The following is a 15,450-nucleotide window of genomic DNA, read 5'->3' on the forward strand; positions in this document are numbered from 1 at the left end:
GGGGCCGACACCGTCGCCGGCGGCCCCCGTGCGCACCGCGCCCGCCCGTCAGCCGGCGTCGCGCAGCTCCGCCAGGCGCGCCTCGATCTCGGCCAGCTCGGCGCGCAGCCGCTGCGCCTGCTGCTCGGCCTCGGCCCGCTCGGCGGCCAGGATCTGCTCCACCGCCTCCTGCACCCCCGGCACGTCGATCAGCGCCACCATCTTCAACGCCTCCACCGGCCGGATCACGTACGGCTTCGCGAGCGCCTTGCTGCCCTGCGTCGCGCCGACGGTCCACTCGCCCTCGGCGTAGGCCAGGGTCACGGTCAGCCCGGCCGGACCCTTCGGCCTGGCCGCCTTCGCCGCCTTGGGCCGCGCCGGCTTGGCGTCGCCGTCGACAGGGGCCTGCGCCATGGTCGTCTCCTCGCGCGGGGCCGGCACCACCGGCCGGTCCAACTTGAACTCCGGCGCCGGCGGTCGCTCCGGCTCCACCGTGGGCTCCGGCCGCCGGGCCGTGGCGCCCTTGGGCGGGATGCACAGGTCGCCGGGGGAGAAGGGCAACTCGTCGCGGCCGAACCGGACCACCACCCACTCCTCCGACACCGCCGGATCGGTCAACCCCACCACCTGGCCGATCTGGCCGGCGATCTGACCGGCGGCCTCGGTGAACATCACCTTCGGCTTGCGCCCGGCCGCGAGCGTCTCGCGGATCGTCGCCAGGTCCTCGGTGGACAAGGCTGCAGCAGCGGTGTGCGCGGCGGCCATCAGCTCCCTCTTCCGTACAGGTGTTTGATCCCGCTCTTCCTATCAGGTCGCTGTGACAGCGATCGACGGGACACCCCCGGATGCGGACCCCGGTCGGCGCCCCCGCCGCCGCCACCCCGGATGACCGGCGGGTAGCCTCGGTGCATCGCGAGGGGAGTCGATCGATGAGCCCGGTGACGGTGGTGACCGGCGGCAGCCGGGGAATCGGCGCGGCGACCGTGCGACGTCTCGCCGAAAACGGCCACGACGTCGTGCTCTGCTACCGCCACGACGAGTCGGCCGCCGCCGCCGTGCGCGATCTGGTCCACGCCGCCGGCCGCCGCGGCATCGCCGTACGGGCCGACACCGCCGACCCCGACGACGTCGCACGGCTGTTCGACGCCGCGCAGGAGCTCGGCGAGCTCACCGGGCTGGTCAACAACGCCGGCATCACGAGCGTCATCGGCCCCTTCGTCGACGTGACCGTCGCCGACCTGCGGCGCGTGATCGACGTCAACCTCATCGGCTACGTGCTCTGCGCCCAGCAGGCGGCCCGTCGCATGACCGCCGGCGGCGCCATCGTCAACGTCTCCTCCGCGGCCGCCACGCTCGGCAGCCCCGGCGAGTACGTGCACTACGCGGCCGCCAAGGCCGCGACCGACACCCTGACCGTGGGGCTGGCCAAGGAGCTCGGCCCCCGCGGCATCCGGGTCAACGCCGTCGCCCCCGGAACCATCTGGACCGACATCCACGCGCTCTCCGGCGAGCCCGACCGCCCCGCGCGAATGGCCCCGCGGGTGCCGCTGGGCCGCGCCGGCGAGGCCGACGAGGTGGCCGCGGCGATCGTCTGGCTGCTCGGCCCGGACGCCTCGTACACCACCGGCACGGTGCTGCGGGTCGCCGGCGGGCTCTGAGCGCCACCGCGGCGCGCCGTTGCGGCCCCACACCCCTGATTACGCGTGTAATCTTCGAGGTGTGCAGGAGGCGTACCGGTTCGACGAGCGGAGCTACGACGCGCTGGACGCCGCCGCCGTCACCTGGCAGACCGTGCAGCACGTCCTGCGCAACCGGCCACGGGTGCGCCGCCACATCGGCGCCGTGCTCCACATCGCCGGACAGGGCCCGGACCGACGGTGGTACATGGTCGCCCTCGTCGAGGAAGCCGCCGACGAATACCTCGTCGTCGGCGCCCGGCGGCTCGACGACACCGAGATCCAGGCAGTCAGCAAGATGCTCGAAAGGGGCGCGCCATGAACCGCGACGAGGCGCTGCAGTCGATGGCCGACACCGACTGGTCGGCCGCTGATGTCCAGCGCGAACCGCGCCGGATGTCGTTCGTCTACACCGTGCGGCTGCCCGACGAACTCGCCCAGTGGGTCGAGGGCAAGGCCACCGAGCAGAACCGGCGGCCCTCGACGTTGATCCGGGAGTTGCTGGAGGCGGCCCGCCGCCTCGAAGCCGACGACGAGCCGGTCGTCGTACGCCGCTCGGACCTCGTCCGGGCCATCGACGCCGCCGTGCGGCCCACCGCGGCCTGACCGCCCCGCCCAGTCGAAAGCCACGGCAGCGACAGCGGCGGGACGATCCAGTGGAACCTCAACCGGTCCGAAAGCGCGTCGAGGGCAGCCGCGGGGGCGCGCTGACGCCGCCACCGCGCGGCTTCACGTGGTACGCGGCACTGACCGTCACCGCGGTCGCCGGCCACCACCTGCTGCCCGCCACCGCCCGCCCCCTGTCGTACTCGTTGATATCGGCGACCACGCTGCTCCCGCTCGGCCTGCTGGTACGCCGCAGCGCCCGCCACGCCCGCCTGCCCTGGGCCCTGGTGCTGGTCGCCATGACGCTGCTCGCCGCCGGCAGTTGGATCACCGCCGCCGACGGCGGTCGCCTGCGCGAGGTCGGCGACCAGGTCGTCACCGCCGGACACACGGTCCTGCTGCTCGGGGCGCTGGCACTGGTGCTCATGCGCGGCCGCAACGACATCGGCGGCCTCATCGACACCGGCGTCGCGCTCATGGGACTCGGCAGCCTGCTCTGGGCCGGCCTGCTGCAGCCCCGGCTCGCCGAGGCCCGGATGCCGCTGGGCACCCAGGTCGCCCTGCTCGTCACGATCTTCGTGCTCTCCGGGGTGCTCGGCGCGCTGAGCCGCCTGTGGTTCGTCGGCGGGCGACGGCTGCTGACGCTGCACCTGCTGGTGTACGCCCTGCTGATCGCGCTCGTCGGCAACACCGCCCTGGCGCTCACCACCGGGTCGATGACCGCCGACCGGCCCCGCTGGGTCGAGACGCTGTTCCTGATCGCCTACCTCTGCGTCGGGTCGGCCGCGCTGCACCCCTCGGCGCACGAGCTGAGCCGCCCCGGACCGGCCCCCGTCGACCGGCTCAGCGGCGGACGCCTGATCTTCCTCGGCGCCGCGATGGTCGCCAATCCCGTCCTCGGCGGCGGCCGCCAACTGCTCGGCCTGCCCGCCGACGGCCTCCTGATCGCCGTCGGCACCCTCGCCGTGGCGCCCTTCGTCATGCTGCGCATCCACCGACTCAGCGTCGAACGCCAACAGGCCGAACACGCCCTGGTCCACCAGGCCACCCACGACGCGCTCACCGGGCTGCCCAACCGTGCCGAGCTGCTGAGCCGGCTGAGCGCCGCGCTCGACCGGGAAGGCCGCGCCGGCCACCCCCGGGTCGTGCTGCTCTTCTGCGACCTCGACGGCTTCAAGGGCGTCAACGACCGGTTCGGCCACGCCGCCGGCGACGCGCTGCTGCGGGAGGTCGCCACCCGGCTGCGCACCCGGCTCCCGCACGGCGACACCGTCGCCCGCTACGGCGGCGACGAGTTCCTCATCCTGTCCGAGAACGCGTCGGCGGCCGCGATCACCGGGCTGCACAGCCAGATCGACGACGCGCTGGCCACCCCGATCCGGCTCGGTGGCGAGCCGGTGCGCATCCGCGCCAGCGTCGGCGCCGTCGTCTCCGACGGCGCCACCGACGCCGACGAGCTGGTGCGCCGGGCCGACGAGAGCATGTACCGCGCCAAGCCCCAACGGCGGCCCACCCCCGTACACCCGACGCGGTAACCGCCCGACGTCGGCACAGGCGCCACGATAAGGAAGGTTTACAGTCCAGGCGCGACGCGGGTAGCGTGCGGATCGGATCGATCACCCCCGATCACGACGAGCGCCTGGAGGTACCCGTGCGTCGCAGCACCAGCATCACGCGGCTGCTCGCCACAGCCGCACTCGCATTGCCGCTCGTTCTCCCCGCAGCCCCGGCCGTGGCCGCGCCGGCCGCCCCCGCCCGGCAACTGAGCGATGTCATCCCCGCACCGGTCGAAACCCGCCCCGACACCCGGGACGCGTTCACGCTCGCCCCGCACACCGTCATCCGCACCTCGCCCGGCTCCACCACGGCCCGACGGGTCGGACGCCAGCTCGCCGAGACCCTGCGCCCGGCCACCGGCTACCCGCTGCCGGTGCTGCCCGCCCACTCCACGCCGCTGCCCGAGATCGCCCTGCTCATCGGCGGCGTCGACGCGCGCCTCGGCCCCGAGGGCTACCAGCTCGACGTCACCCGCCGCGGGGTGACCATCCGGGCGCACACCGCCGCCGGGCTGTTCGCCGGCACCCAGACGCTGCGCCAGCTGCTGCCCGCCCAGATCGAGGCGCCCGACCGGCAGCGGGCCATCTGGCGCGTGCCCGGCGGGCGGATCATCGACTACCCGCGCTTCGCCTACCGCGGCGCCATGCTCGACCTGGCCCGCCACTTCCACACCGTCGACGAGATCACGGCCTACCTGGACCTGCTCAGCCAGTACAAGATCAACTACCTGCACCTGCACCTCACCGACGACCAGGGATGGCGCATCCAGATCGACTCCTGGCCGAAGCTCACCACCGTCGGCGGCGGCCCCGGCACCGGTGTCGACGGTGTCGGACCGGGCTTCCTGACCAAGGCCGATTACAGGGCCGTCGTCGCGTACGCCGCCGCGCGGCACATCACGATCGTTCCCGAGATCGACATGCCGGGGCACACCAACGCCGCCCAGTCGACCTACGCCGAGCTCAACTGCGACGGGGTGGCGCCGGCGCCCCGCACCGACATGGCCGTCGGCTACAGCTCGCTGTGCATCGACGACGAACGGACGTACCGGTTCGTCGAGGACGTCATCCGCGAGGTCGCCGAGATGACGCCCGGGCCGTACCTGCACATCGGCGGCGACGAGGCGCACGCCACCACCGACGAGGAGTACCGCACGTTCATGGCGCGGGTGCTGCCGCTGGTCGCCAAGTACGGCAAGCGGGCCTCCGGCTGGAACGAGGTCACCCAGGTCGACCCGCCGACCGACGTGGTGGCCCAGTACTGGGGGACCGGAACCACCAACGCGGACCTGGCCGAGGCCGCCGCCCGCGGCACCACGGTGGTCATGTCGCCCGCGAACAAGGCCTACCTCGACATGAAGTACGACGCCACCACGCGGCTCGGGCTGCAGTGGGCCGGCCACATCGAGGTGCGCGACGCGTACGACTGGGATCCGGCACGCCGGGTCAACGGGGTCGGCGAGAACGCGATCCTCGGCGTGGAGGCGCCGCTGTGGTCGGAGACGCTGCGGAGCCTGGACGACATCGAGTACATGGCCTTCCCGCGGCTGCCCGCCATCGCCGAACTCGGCTGGTCGACCGCCGCCAGCCACGACTGGGAGTCGTTCCGGACCCGGCTGGGGGAGCAGGCCCCCCGGTGGCGCCTGCAGCAGGTCGACTTCTACCCGTCGCCGCAGGTGCCCTGGACCTGACCGGTGGAGGCGGTGGTGGGTCCGGGGCCGTGGGCGGCGGACCCACCACCGGCTCACACCACGCCCGCCTCGCGCAGCAGCCGCCACAGTCCGGCACCGTCCGGCGCGCACACCCACGGCTGACCGCCCGGCCCGGCGGAGCGATCCGTGTTGGCCGCCGTCGGCAGACCACCGGCCAACACCGCCTGAGTGGGAGACAGACGCCGGATCGCCACCGCCGCCACGTTCTCCGGATGCGCGGCGGCGAAATCCGCGTAGATCTCCTGGTCGTGCTGCCCGTCGTCACCCACGAGCAGCCACCGCACGTGCGGGAACTCCCGGGCCAGCCGCGCCAGCGTCGAACGCTTGTGCTCCCGGCCGCTGCGGAACCAGCGGTCCTTCGTCGGCCCCCAGTCCGTCAGCAGCAGCGGCCCCGGCGGATACAGGTGCCGGGACAGGAACCGGGTCAACGCCGGCGCGACATTCCACGCCCCGGTGGACAGGTAGAACATCGGAGCGCCGGCACGGGCGGTGGTCAACCGCTCGAACAGCACCGCCATGCCGGGCACCGCCGCGCGCGCGTGCTCGTCGAGGACGAACGTGTTCCACGCCGCGAGCAGCGGCCGCGGCAACGCGGTCACCATGACCGTGTCGTCGATGTCGGACAGGATGCCGAAACGCACCGCGGGATCGACGACGCGGACCGACGCCTGCACCGGCTCGGCGCCCTCGACCCTCAGCCGCACCGTCGCCCAGCCGGGCGTGAAGTCGTCGCCGTCGACCACACAGTCGACGTACCCGCCGCGGTCGGCGAGCGCCTCGTGCCGACGTCCACCCGCCTCGATCACCACCGACGCCCCGTTGACCGGTCGGGCGGTGAAGCTCCGCCAGCCGCGCACCTTCGCCGGACGCCGTCCCGGTCGCGGATCGGGGGGCGTCAACACCACCCGCGCCATGACCCGCGCCCAGGCCGAGGCCCCGTAGCCGGTGTACGCGAGGATCAGCGGACGCCAGCCGCGCCGGCACAGCCGTCGCGCGACGAACTCGTTGACAGCGTCCTCGATCCGCGCCGCACGGTGCAGCGCATGGGCCGTGGGCGTGGTCGACATTGCGTCACCCTGCCCGCCGCTGATCGGCGCTAAACGGCCTCACCCCATCGGTGCGGCGCGCACCACAGGGGGAGGCCGCGCCGGCACGGCACGCCGGCGGCGCTGGGCGAATCCGCCGCCCGGTGGCACGATCGCACAGGTGACCAGTGCCTCCGCGCAGACTCAGCGCCTGCGCGACCTCGCGCGGCTGCGCCGCGTCCGCGACCGGATCGACCGGGAGTACGCGCAGCCGCTGGACGTCGAGGCGCTGGCCCGCGGCGTGAACATGTCGGCCGGACACCTCAGCCGCGAGTTCCGGCGCGCCTACGGCGAGTCCCCGTACGCCTATCTGATGACCCGGCGCATCGAGCGGGCGATGGCGCTGCTGCGTCGTGGCGACCTCAGCGTCACCGAGGTCTGTTTCGCGGTCGGCTGCGCGTCGCTGGGCACCTTCAGCACTCGCTTCACGGAGTTGGTCGGTGTGCCGCCCAGCACCTACCGGGCCCGGGCGGCTCACGCGACCGCGGAGATGCCGCCATGCGTCGCGAGACAGGTGACCAGACCGATCAGGAATCGAGAAGCGCGGGTCACGAGCCGCACGTAGCGTGAGGCGCTATGGACCTCACCATTCACGCGAGCTTCCTCCCGCATACCGACCCGGACGCCTCCCTGGCCTTCTACCGCGACACCCTCGGCTTCGAGGTCCGCAACGACGTCGGAAACGGCACGATGCGCTGGATCACCGTCGGCCCCGCCGACCAGCCCGGCACGTCGATCGTCCTGCACCCGCCGGCCGCCGACCCCGGCATCACCGACGACGAGCGCCGCACCATCGCCGAGATGATGGCCAAGGGCACGTACGCGATGCTTCTGCTGGCCACCAAGGACCTCGACGGCACCTTCACGCGGCTGCAGGCCGGCGACGCCGAGGTCGTCCAGGAGCCGACCGTGCAGCCGTACGGGGTCCGCGACTGCGCCGTACGCGATCCCGCGGGCAACCTGCTCCGCATCCAGGAGCTGCGCTGAGCCGCTCGCGCGCCACCCCCCGCCGACGGCGCTGATCAGGTAGACAGGGGACCGCCACGACCGCGAAGGCGACCCCGCCACCAGATGGAGACACCATGAGCCTGGCCACGAGGACCGACACCGCGGCGCCCGCGCGGCACGTCGCCGACAGCCACGACGTGATCCGCGTGCACGGCGCGCGCGAGAACAACCTCAAGGACGTCAGCGTCGAGATCCCGAAGCGCCGGCTGACCGTGTTCACCGGCGTCTCCGGCTCCGGCAAGAGCTCCCTGGTGTTCGCCACGATCGCCGCCGAGTCACAGCGGATGATCAACGAGACGTACAGCGCCTTCGTCCAGGGCTTCATGCCGACGCTGGCGCGACCCGACGTTGACGTCCTCGACGGGCTGACGACCGCGATCATCGTCGACCAGGAGCGGATGGGCTCCAACCCCCGCTCCACCGTCGGCACCGCCACCGACGCCAACGCGATGCTGCGCATCCTCTTCAGCCGACTCGGGCAGCCGCACATCGGCTCGCCCAACGCGTACTCGTTCAACGTCCCCTCGGTGAAGGCCAGCGGTGCGATCACCATCGAGCGCGGCCCCGGCAAGACCAGGACCGAGAAGGCGACCTTCACCCGTCTCGGCGGCATGTGTCCGCGCTGTGAGGGCATGGGCGCGGTCACCGACTTCAACCTGTCCGCGCTGTACGACGACAGCAAGTCGCTCAACGAGGGTGCGCTCACCATCCCCGGCTACAGCATGGACGGCTGGTATGGCCGCATCTTCCGCGGATGCGGGTACTTCGACCCGGACAAGCCGATCCGCACGTACACCACGAAGGAACTGCACGACCTGCTCCACAGGGAGCCGACCAAGATCAAGGTCGAGGGGATCAACTTGACGTACGCCGGGTTGATCCCGTCGATCCAGAAGTCGTTCCTATCCAAGGACGTCGACGCGATGCAGCCGCACATCCGCGCGTTCGTGGACCGGGCGGTGACGTTCACGACCTGTCCCGAGTGCGGTGGCACCCGGCTCAGCGAGGCGGCCCGGTCATCGAAGATCAACGGCATCAACATCGCCGACGCCTGCGCGATGCAGATCAGCGACCTCGCCGAGTGGGTACGGGGCCTGAACGAACCGTCCGTCGCGCCACTGCTGGCGTCGCTGCAGCACACCCTCGACTCGTTCGTGGAGATCGGGCTCGGCTACCTCTCGCTCGACCGCCCGTCGGGCACGCTCTCCGGCGGCGAGGCACAGCGCACCAAGATGATCCGCCACCTCGGGTCGTCGCTCACCGACGTCACCTACGTCTTCGACGAGCCGACGATCGGGCTGCACCCCCACGACATCCAGCGGATGAACGGCCTGCTGCAGCAGCTGCGCGACAAGGGCAACACCGTGCTGATCGTCGAGCACAAGCCGGAGACGATCGCGATCGCCGACCACGTCGTCGACCTCGGCCCCGGCGCCGGCACGGCGGGCGGCACCGTCTGCTTCGAGGGCACCGTCGAAGGGCTGCGGACCAGCGGCACCCTCACCGGACGGCACCTCGACGACCGCGCCCGCCTGAAGACATCGGTCCGGACACCCACGGGGACGCTGGAGGTACGCCGCGCCAGCACCCACAACCTGCGCGACGTCGACGTGGACATCCCGCTCGGCGTGCTGGTCGTCGTCACCGGCGTCGCCGGCTCCGGAAAGAGCTCGCTGATCCACGGCTCGGTCTCCGGACGCGACGGAGTCGTGTCGATCGACCAGGGCGCCATCCGCGGGTCCCGACGGAGCAACCCGGCGACGTACACCGGACTGCTCGACCCGATCCGCAAGGCGTTCGCGAAGGCCAACGGCGTCAAGCCGGCGCTGTTCAGCTCCAACTCCGAGGGCGCCTGCCCCGCCTGCAACGGCGCCGGCGTCATCTACACCGACCTGGGGATGATGGCCGGCGTCGCCAGCACCTGCGAGGAGTGCGAGGGGAAGCGGTTCCAGGCCGAGGTGCTCGGGTACACCGTCGGCGGCAAGGACATCAGCGAGGTGCTCGCGATGCCGGTGACCGAGGCGGCCGATTTCTTCGGGTCCGGCGACGCGCGCACGCCGGCGGCCCATAAGATCCTCACCCACCTGGCCGACGTCGGGCTCGGCTACCTCAGCCTCGGCCAGCCGCTCACCACGCTCTCCGGCGGCGAACGGCAGCGGCTCAAGCTGGCCACCCACATGGGGGAGAAGGGCGGGGTCTACGTCCTCGACGAGCCGACCACCGGCCTGCACCTCGCCGACGTCGACCAGCTGCTCGGCCTCCTCGACCGGCTCGTCGACGCCGGCAAGTCGGTCATCGTCATCGAGCACCACCAGGCGGTCATGGCGCACGCCGACTGGATCATCGACCTCGGCCCGGGGGCCGGCCACGACGGCGGCCGGATCGTCTTCGAGGGCACACCCGCCGACCTCGTCGCCGGCCGCTCCACTCTCACCGGCGAGCACCTCGCGGCCTACGTCGCCCGCTGACCGAGGCTCTCGCGGACACCCCGGGACGAGCCTTAGCATCTGCGTCGACTCGTCCCAGGGTCGGCGCGAGGACATCTCTGGGTCGCGCCGGGGGAGGCTGACGCGTTCGACCACGAGCCCGTGGACGTGGTCGCGTGGCTGGCCTGCCCGATCGACGGCGATGACTGGCCAGGGGAGTAGGGGTGCTTGTGATCTCGCGGGTCTCGGGGATGTGTGAGGCGCGGTCCACCTTTCCGCCGCCGGGGGCGCAGCTCCCACGGTGTCGGCCGCTGCAGAGCTCGGCCCGGCGGGCGTCGCGGGAGACACGGCCGGTGGGCCGGCTGGCAGGTGATCCCGCCCGGGAGGATGCCGACGTGGGGGCCGTAGTCGCGCGTGCCACGGGTTAGCGGTAGCCGGAGATCTCACCGGTGACGGTGAACGGCTCCGGCGTAGGCACGTTGCCGCGGTTCACGCCTTCCGGGCAGGGCTCGAGGAGCGTGGCGCGCCTCCGATGTGTTTGTTCGATAATGCACATTATGTCAAGTAGCGGATTATCGGGGAGCTCCGACAGGGGTGCGGGCCCCTCCCCGGAGCCTTGGCGCGTGCCGCGTACCCACACCCGCACACGGGCGTGGTGGCGGCATGTCGCTGCCGAGCCGGCGGGCAGCCACGGCGTACACACCGGTGGTGTCGGCGCGGTCCGTGCAGCGCAGCCTGCCGCGCGGCCCCGGACCGGCCGCAACGGCTACCTGGCGCCCGTCAACAATCTGGGCCTCCCCGCCGCGCCGACTCCCGTGGCCCGCGCCCGTTTTCCCCCGGTCGACGCGAGGACACCGCCATGCCGCGGCCTGAGGGCTTCCGATCAGACACCGCAACCCGGCCCACCCCGCAGCCGCGACGAGCGACCCGCCTGAGCCGGCTCGGGGCTACCTCGCCACGGGTAGGTCTCGCGCAAAACCCGAAAATCCTGCATAATATTCCTTATGCAGCACAAAGGTGACGAAACGGTACTTACTCTCATCGAGGAGTTCCTGATCGCCCGGACCACCCGTAAGCCGTCCCCGCACACGCTGGCGGCCTACCGCCGCGACCTGCTCGCCATCGCCCGGCTGGTCGCCGAGGATCCCGATGCTTCCCTCCCCCTCGCGACCCTGCCGATCGGGGCGCTGACCGCGCGCGCCCTGCGGGCGGCGTTCGCCCGCTTCGCCGCTCCCCGCGCCGCCGCCTCGATCTACCGGGCCTGGTCCACCTGGAACAGCTTCTTCGCGTTCCTGGTCGCCGACGGTGTCGTGGCCGGCAATCCCATGCCGGCCGTGGACAAGCCGACGGTGCCGCTCCCCTCGCCCAAGCCGCTGCGCGGCGAGGAGACACCGGAGCAGTTGCTGCAGGCGGTGGCGCGGGACGACCGGCGGCAGCGGCACCCGTGGCCCGAGCGGGACCTGGCCGTGCTCGCGTTGGCGCTCTGCGCCGGGCTGCGCCTGTCGGAGCTGCTCTCGCTGCGGGTCGGGTCGCTCGCCGGGCGGCCCGGCGAGCGCCGGGTGGAGGTGGCCGGCAAGGGCGGCAAGCCGCGGGTGATCCCGATCGAGCCGGAGCTCGACGCCGTGGTCAACGGCTATCTGGAGAGTCGGCGGCGACGCTTCGGGGCGCGGTCGGTGCGCCGGGATTCGGTGCTGCTGGTGGACCGCTTCGGTGAGCCGCTGCGTCGGGGTGGTCTGCAGTATCTGGTGGAGTCCTGCTACCGGCGGGCGGGCATCACGGACCGGGTGCCGCGCGGCGCTCAGCTGCACGCGTTGCGGCACACGTTCGCGACGCGGTTGGCCGAGGACGGGGCGAGCGCGTCGGAGATCATGCGGTTGCTGGGGCACGCGACGTTGACGACGAGCCAGAACTACATCGACGTGACGGCGGGCCAGCAGCGGGCGGCGGTGCGGGCCAATCGGACCAACCGGGCGCTGGGCCGCCTCTACCCCGCCGAGCCGGGCTGAGGGTCGCGTCGCAGCCAGTCGGCGCGGTGCAGCGCGTATTCGACCTCGCCGTGCTCGGCGCCGTCGATCGGGTCGGGCCAGTCCCGGTGGAAGGTGCGCACCAGGGTCAGTCCGGCCTTCTCCATGACGCGTCGGGAGCGGACGTTGACGGTCATGGTCTGCGCGTACACCCGCTGGGCGTCGAGTTCGGTGAAGGCCCTGCGCAGCAGGGCCCGCGAGCCTTCGGTGGCGTACCCCCTGCCCCACGCGGCGCGGCGCAGGCGGTATCCGAGCTCGAGTTCGTCGGTGCGCCCGTCGTCGCCGGGGCGCAGTTCGAACCAGCCGAGGAACTGTCCGCTGCTGGTGTCGATGGCCGCCCAGTAGCCGTGATTGTCGAAGCGGCGGTGGTAGTCGAGCATCCGGGGCAGCGTGCGGGTGGCGATCACCTCGGGCGGGGTGGGTACGCCGCCGGTGAGGTAGCGCATGACCTCGGGGTCGGCGTCGAGCGCGACCAGGTTGTCCAGGTCGGCCTCGGTGAAGCGGCGCAGGGTGAGTCGTTCGGTTTCCAGGAAGACGTGCATGGCGGTCCTTCGGAGGTGGCGGGTACCGCGTCAGTCTGGGCGGGGTGTGCCGAAGGGGCCAGCGGTTAACGCCGTCGGCGCCGGCCGCGCGTGGCGGCCCCGCGGCAGGTCGTGGGCGTGGGGCATTCCCGCTAGCCGTGGCGGCGGGCGCGGGCGGCCCAGATGGCGTACGAGGGGTCCCGGTCGAGGTTGTGGCGGTCGCGGTCGTAGCGGCGGGTGGTGCGTGGGTCGGCGTGGCCCATGGCGTCCTGGACGTCCTCCAGCGGTACGCCTTCGGCGCGGGCGGTGGTGGCGAAGGCGTGGCGCAGCGAGTGCGGTGACAGTTTGGCCCAGGCGGCGATGCCGGCGAGCTGGGCGTACCGGCGGACGAGCCGGAACACGGCGTGCCGGTCCAGGCGGGCGCCGGAGGTGGTGACGAGCAGCGGGCCGGTGAGCTGGTTGACCGGTATGCCGGCGGCGGCGGCGCGGGCGGCCAGGTAGGCGTCGACGGCGTAGGCGGTGCCGGGGGTGAGCGCGCGGCGGCGGGGGCGCCCGCCCTTGCCGACGAAGCGCACGCTGCGGTGGCCGCGTTCCTGTCCGAGGTCGGCGATGTCGAGTGAGACGAGTTCGCCGACGCGCAGGCCGAGGTCGGCGAGGAGGGTGAGGGCGGCGCGGTTGCGCGGGGCGGTCGGCCCGGTGTCGGCCTCGACGGCGGTGAGCAGGGCGTCGACCTCGTGTGGGGTGAGGCCGACGGTGGCGGAGTGGTCGCGGTCGACGTGGGGTCGGTCGGCGCCGGCGACGGGGTTGGCCTCGACGGCGCGCAGTTTGGCGAGGAAGGCGTACCAGCTGGACAGGGCGGAGAGTTTGCGGGCCACGGTGGCCGGGGTGAGGGGGCGGCCGCTGCGGGGGTCCAGGGTGGACTCCAGGGCGCGGGCGTATTCGTTGACGTCGAGGAAGGTCACGGCGAGCGGGTCGAGTTTGCGGTGGGCGCACCAGGCGAGCCAACCGGCGACGTCGCGGCGGTACGCGGCGCGGGTGTGCTCGGAGAGGCGGCGGTTGCGCAGCCATGCCTCGGTGAAATCGTGCGGGCCGGCGTCGGGACGGGCGAGCGTGGCCCTGCGGGTCCGCACGAGATCCATGGGGCAATCTTCGCAACGTGGATCATGGTGTGCTCCGCGACACGCCGGCCGGTGCGTGATTCCCGGCGGGGTCCGGGAGGCCGCTGCCCTCCCCCGCATGGGCGATGGTCCGCGTTCTGTCGGTGGCGGCGGTTAGGTTCGCACCCGTGCGTGCCGCCCGCCTGTTGTCGTTGCTGCTGTTGTTGCAGACACGTGGGCGGATGACGGCGCAGCAGCTCGCCGGGGAGCTGGAGGTGTCGGTGCGCACGGTCTACCGCGACGTCGAGTCGCTGGGCGCGGCCGGCGTGCCGGTGTACGCCGAGCGTGGCCCCGCCGGCGGTTACCGGTTGCTCGACGGCTACCGCACGCGGCTGACGGGGATGACCGGGGATGAGGCGGACACGCTGTTGCTGGCCGGCATGCCGGGGCCGGCCGCCGAGCTGGGTCTGGGCGCGATGGTGGCGGCGGCGGAGCTGAAGCTGCTCGCGGCGTTGCCGCCGGAGTTGGGTGACCGGGCGGCGCGGGTGCGGCAGCGTTTTCATCTCGACGCGGCCGGCTGGTTCCGCGCTGACGAGCCCACGCCGCATCTGGCGGGGTTGGCCGACGCGGTGTGGAACGACCGGCTGGTCGAGCTCCGTTACCGGCGGTGGAAGCAGCCGCGGGAGGTGACGCGCACGCTGGCGCCGCTGGGGGTGGTGCTCAAGGCGGGCCGGTGGTATTTGGTGGCGCGCGCCGGTACGGAGGTCCGCGCCTACCGGGTGGGGGCGGTGTTGGAGCTGACCGTGCGGGAGGAGCGTTTCGCGCGCCCCGACGACTTCGACCTGGCCGGGTTCTGGCAGGCGTGGGCGCAGCGTTACGAGGAGAGCGTCTACCGCGACGAGGCGACGGTGCGGGTGACGGCGGCGGCGTTGGAGCGGATGCCGTTCGTCTTCGCGCCGGCGATGTCGCGCGCGGCGCGGGCGGCCGCCGGGCCGGCGGACGAGGCGGGGTGGTTGCGTACGGTCGTGCCGATCGAGTCGATCGCGCACGGCCACACGGAGCTGCTCAAGCTCGGCGCGGACGTCGAGGTGCTGGCCCCGGCGGCGCTGCGGGAACGATTCGCCGCGACGGCCCGCGACCTGGGGCGGCTGTACGCGGGCGGGGACAAGGCGCCGTCCTGACCGCGGTGTCGCCGACGGTCGGGGCTGTCCCGTGCGGGGCGCGCCGGGCGGTCGGACGCGGAAGGGGGGCGGCCGACCGTCCGGCGCGCGGTGCCGGGCGGGCGCGGTCAGGCGTTGATCTGCTTGCGGCCGTTGCCGACGGAGATGCTCACCCGGCGCGGCTTGGCCTTCTCCGCCACCGGGATGCGCAGGGTGAGAACGCCGTTGTCGTAGCCGGCGTCGAGCTGGTCGGTGTCGAGGGTGTCGCCGAGGAAGAGCTGCCGGGTGAAGGTGCCCATCGGCCGTTCGGCGGCGACGAGTTCCACCCCGTCGCCGGTGGCGCGGCGGCGCTGCGCGCGCACCGTCAGCACGTTGCGTTCGACGGTGCAGTCGATGCTGTCGGGGTCGACGCCGGGCAGGTCGAAGACGGCCTAGAAGTAGTCGCCGTCGCGGTAGGCGTCGAGGTGCATGACCGCGGGCCGGGCGGTGCTGCCGAACAGCTGCTCCGTCATGCGGTCGATCTCGCGGAACGGGTCGGTGCGCATCAACATGTCGAAACCTCCTCGGTGCTCCTACGCCGAAGATCCAAGGTTGAGTCCG

14 protein-coding genes and 1 pseudogene are annotated in these 15,450 nt (G+C 72.7%); 10 read left to right on the forward strand and 5 right to left on the reverse strand.

What is annotated here, in order from left to right; all coding sequences use genetic code 11:
* Positions 1-48 precede the first annotated feature (48 nt).
* Complete coding sequence (locus tag BLW47_RS14010; RefSeq protein ID WP_091556389.1) at positions 49-744, reverse strand: hypothetical protein; 696 nt, start codon at positions 742-744, stop codon at positions 49-51.
* A gap of 164 nt (positions 745-908) precedes the next feature.
* On the opposite strand from BLW47_RS14010, the gene BLW47_RS14015 reads away from it, so the two are divergent.
* The 5 genes from BLW47_RS14015 (at position 909) to BLW47_RS14035 (ending at position 5,508) form a co-directional block, all read left to right on the forward strand.
* Positions 909-1,637 carry an SDR family oxidoreductase gene (locus tag BLW47_RS14015; protein ID WP_091556391.1) on the forward strand — a complete coding sequence of 243 codons (729 nt, stop codon included), beginning with the start codon at positions 909-911 and terminating at the stop codon, positions 1,635-1,637.
* A gap of 61 nt (positions 1,638-1,698) precedes the next feature.
* Positions 1,699-1,977, forward strand: a complete 279-nt coding sequence (locus BLW47_RS14020) for a hypothetical protein (RefSeq protein ID WP_091556393.1) — start codon at positions 1,699-1,701, stop codon at positions 1,975-1,977.
* On the forward strand, positions 1,974-2,261 hold the full coding sequence (locus tag BLW47_RS14025) for a hypothetical protein (RefSeq protein ID WP_091556395.1): 288 nt from the start codon (positions 1,974-1,976) through the stop codon (positions 2,259-2,261). Before BLW47_RS14020 ends, BLW47_RS14025 begins: the two co-directional genes overlap by 4 nt.
* Before the next feature lie 50 nt (positions 2,262-2,311).
* Positions 2,312-3,796 carry a GGDEF domain-containing protein gene (locus BLW47_RS14030; protein WP_091556398.1) on the forward strand — a complete coding sequence of 495 codons (1,485 nt, stop codon included), beginning with the start codon at positions 2,312-2,314 and terminating at the stop codon, positions 3,794-3,796.
* 116 nt (positions 3,797-3,912) lie between these two features.
* Complete coding sequence (locus BLW47_RS14035; RefSeq protein ID WP_217634848.1) at positions 3,913-5,508, forward strand: beta-N-acetylhexosaminidase; 1,596 nt, start codon at positions 3,913-3,915, stop codon at positions 5,506-5,508.
* A gap of 53 nt (positions 5,509-5,561) precedes the next feature.
* On the opposite strand, the gene BLW47_RS14040 is transcribed toward BLW47_RS14035, so the two are convergent.
* Positions 5,562-6,596 carry an App1 family protein phosphatidate phosphatase gene (locus BLW47_RS14040; RefSeq protein WP_091556400.1) on the reverse strand — a complete coding sequence of 345 codons (1,035 nt, stop codon included), beginning with the start codon at positions 6,594-6,596 and terminating at the stop codon, positions 5,562-5,564.
* Between the two features lie 139 nt (positions 6,597-6,735).
* On the opposite strand from BLW47_RS14040, the gene BLW47_RS14045 reads away from it, so the two are divergent.
* The 4 genes from BLW47_RS14045 to BLW47_RS14060 all read left to right on the forward strand — a co-directional run bounded on the left by BLW47_RS14045 (position 6,736) and on the right by BLW47_RS14060 (position 12,054).
* Positions 6,736-7,179, forward strand: coding sequence for a helix-turn-helix transcriptional regulator (locus BLW47_RS14045; protein WP_091556402.1), 444 nt, complete (start codon positions 6,736-6,738; stop codon positions 7,177-7,179).
* A gap of 11 nt (positions 7,180-7,190) precedes the next feature.
* Positions 7,191-7,601, forward strand: a complete 411-nt coding sequence (locus BLW47_RS14050; RefSeq protein WP_091556404.1) for a VOC family protein — start codon at positions 7,191-7,193, stop codon at positions 7,599-7,601.
* 95 nt (positions 7,602-7,696) lie between these two features.
* Positions 7,697-10,090: an ATP-binding cassette domain-containing protein gene (locus BLW47_RS14055; protein ID WP_091556406.1), complete on the forward strand. Its 2,394-nt coding sequence runs from the start codon at positions 7,697-7,699 to the stop codon at positions 10,088-10,090.
* 962 nt (positions 10,091-11,052) lie between these two features.
* Positions 11,053-12,054 (forward strand): tyrosine-type recombinase/integrase, encoded by a 1,002-nt coding sequence (locus BLW47_RS14060; RefSeq protein ID WP_091556408.1) that lies wholly within the window; start codon positions 11,053-11,055, stop codon positions 12,052-12,054.
* On the opposite strand, the gene BLW47_RS14065 is transcribed toward BLW47_RS14060, so the two are convergent.
* Entirely contained in the window at positions 12,033-12,614 is a 582-nt protein-coding gene (locus tag BLW47_RS14065) for a GNAT family N-acetyltransferase (protein ID WP_091556410.1), read from the reverse strand. The genes BLW47_RS14060 and BLW47_RS14065 overlap by 22 nt on opposite strands.
* Before the next feature lie 131 nt (positions 12,615-12,745).
* Entirely contained in the window at positions 12,746-13,732 is a 987-nt protein-coding gene (locus tag BLW47_RS14070) for a tyrosine-type recombinase/integrase (RefSeq protein ID WP_091556412.1), read from the reverse strand.
* Between the two features lie 146 nt (positions 13,733-13,878).
* Here BLW47_RS14070 and BLW47_RS14075 point away from each other — a divergent pair, with 146 nt between their 5' ends.
* Positions 13,879-14,871 carry a helix-turn-helix transcriptional regulator gene (locus tag BLW47_RS14075; protein ID WP_091556414.1) on the forward strand — a complete coding sequence of 331 codons (993 nt, stop codon included), beginning with the start codon at positions 13,879-13,881 and terminating at the stop codon, positions 14,869-14,871.
* A 107-nt stretch (positions 14,872-14,978) separates the two neighbouring features.
* Here the strand turns inward: BLW47_RS14075 and BLW47_RS14080 are convergent.
* A pseudogene (locus tag BLW47_RS14080) lies at positions 14,979-15,401 on the reverse strand (Hsp20/alpha crystallin family protein).
* Positions 15,402-15,450: the final 49 nt, after the last annotated feature.

Origin of the sequence: Micromonospora pattaloongensis (assembly GCF_900107255.1) — a bacterium.
GTDB classification, from domain to species: domain Bacteria; phylum Actinomycetota; class Actinomycetes; order Mycobacteriales; family Micromonosporaceae; genus Micromonospora_I; species Micromonospora_I pattaloongensis.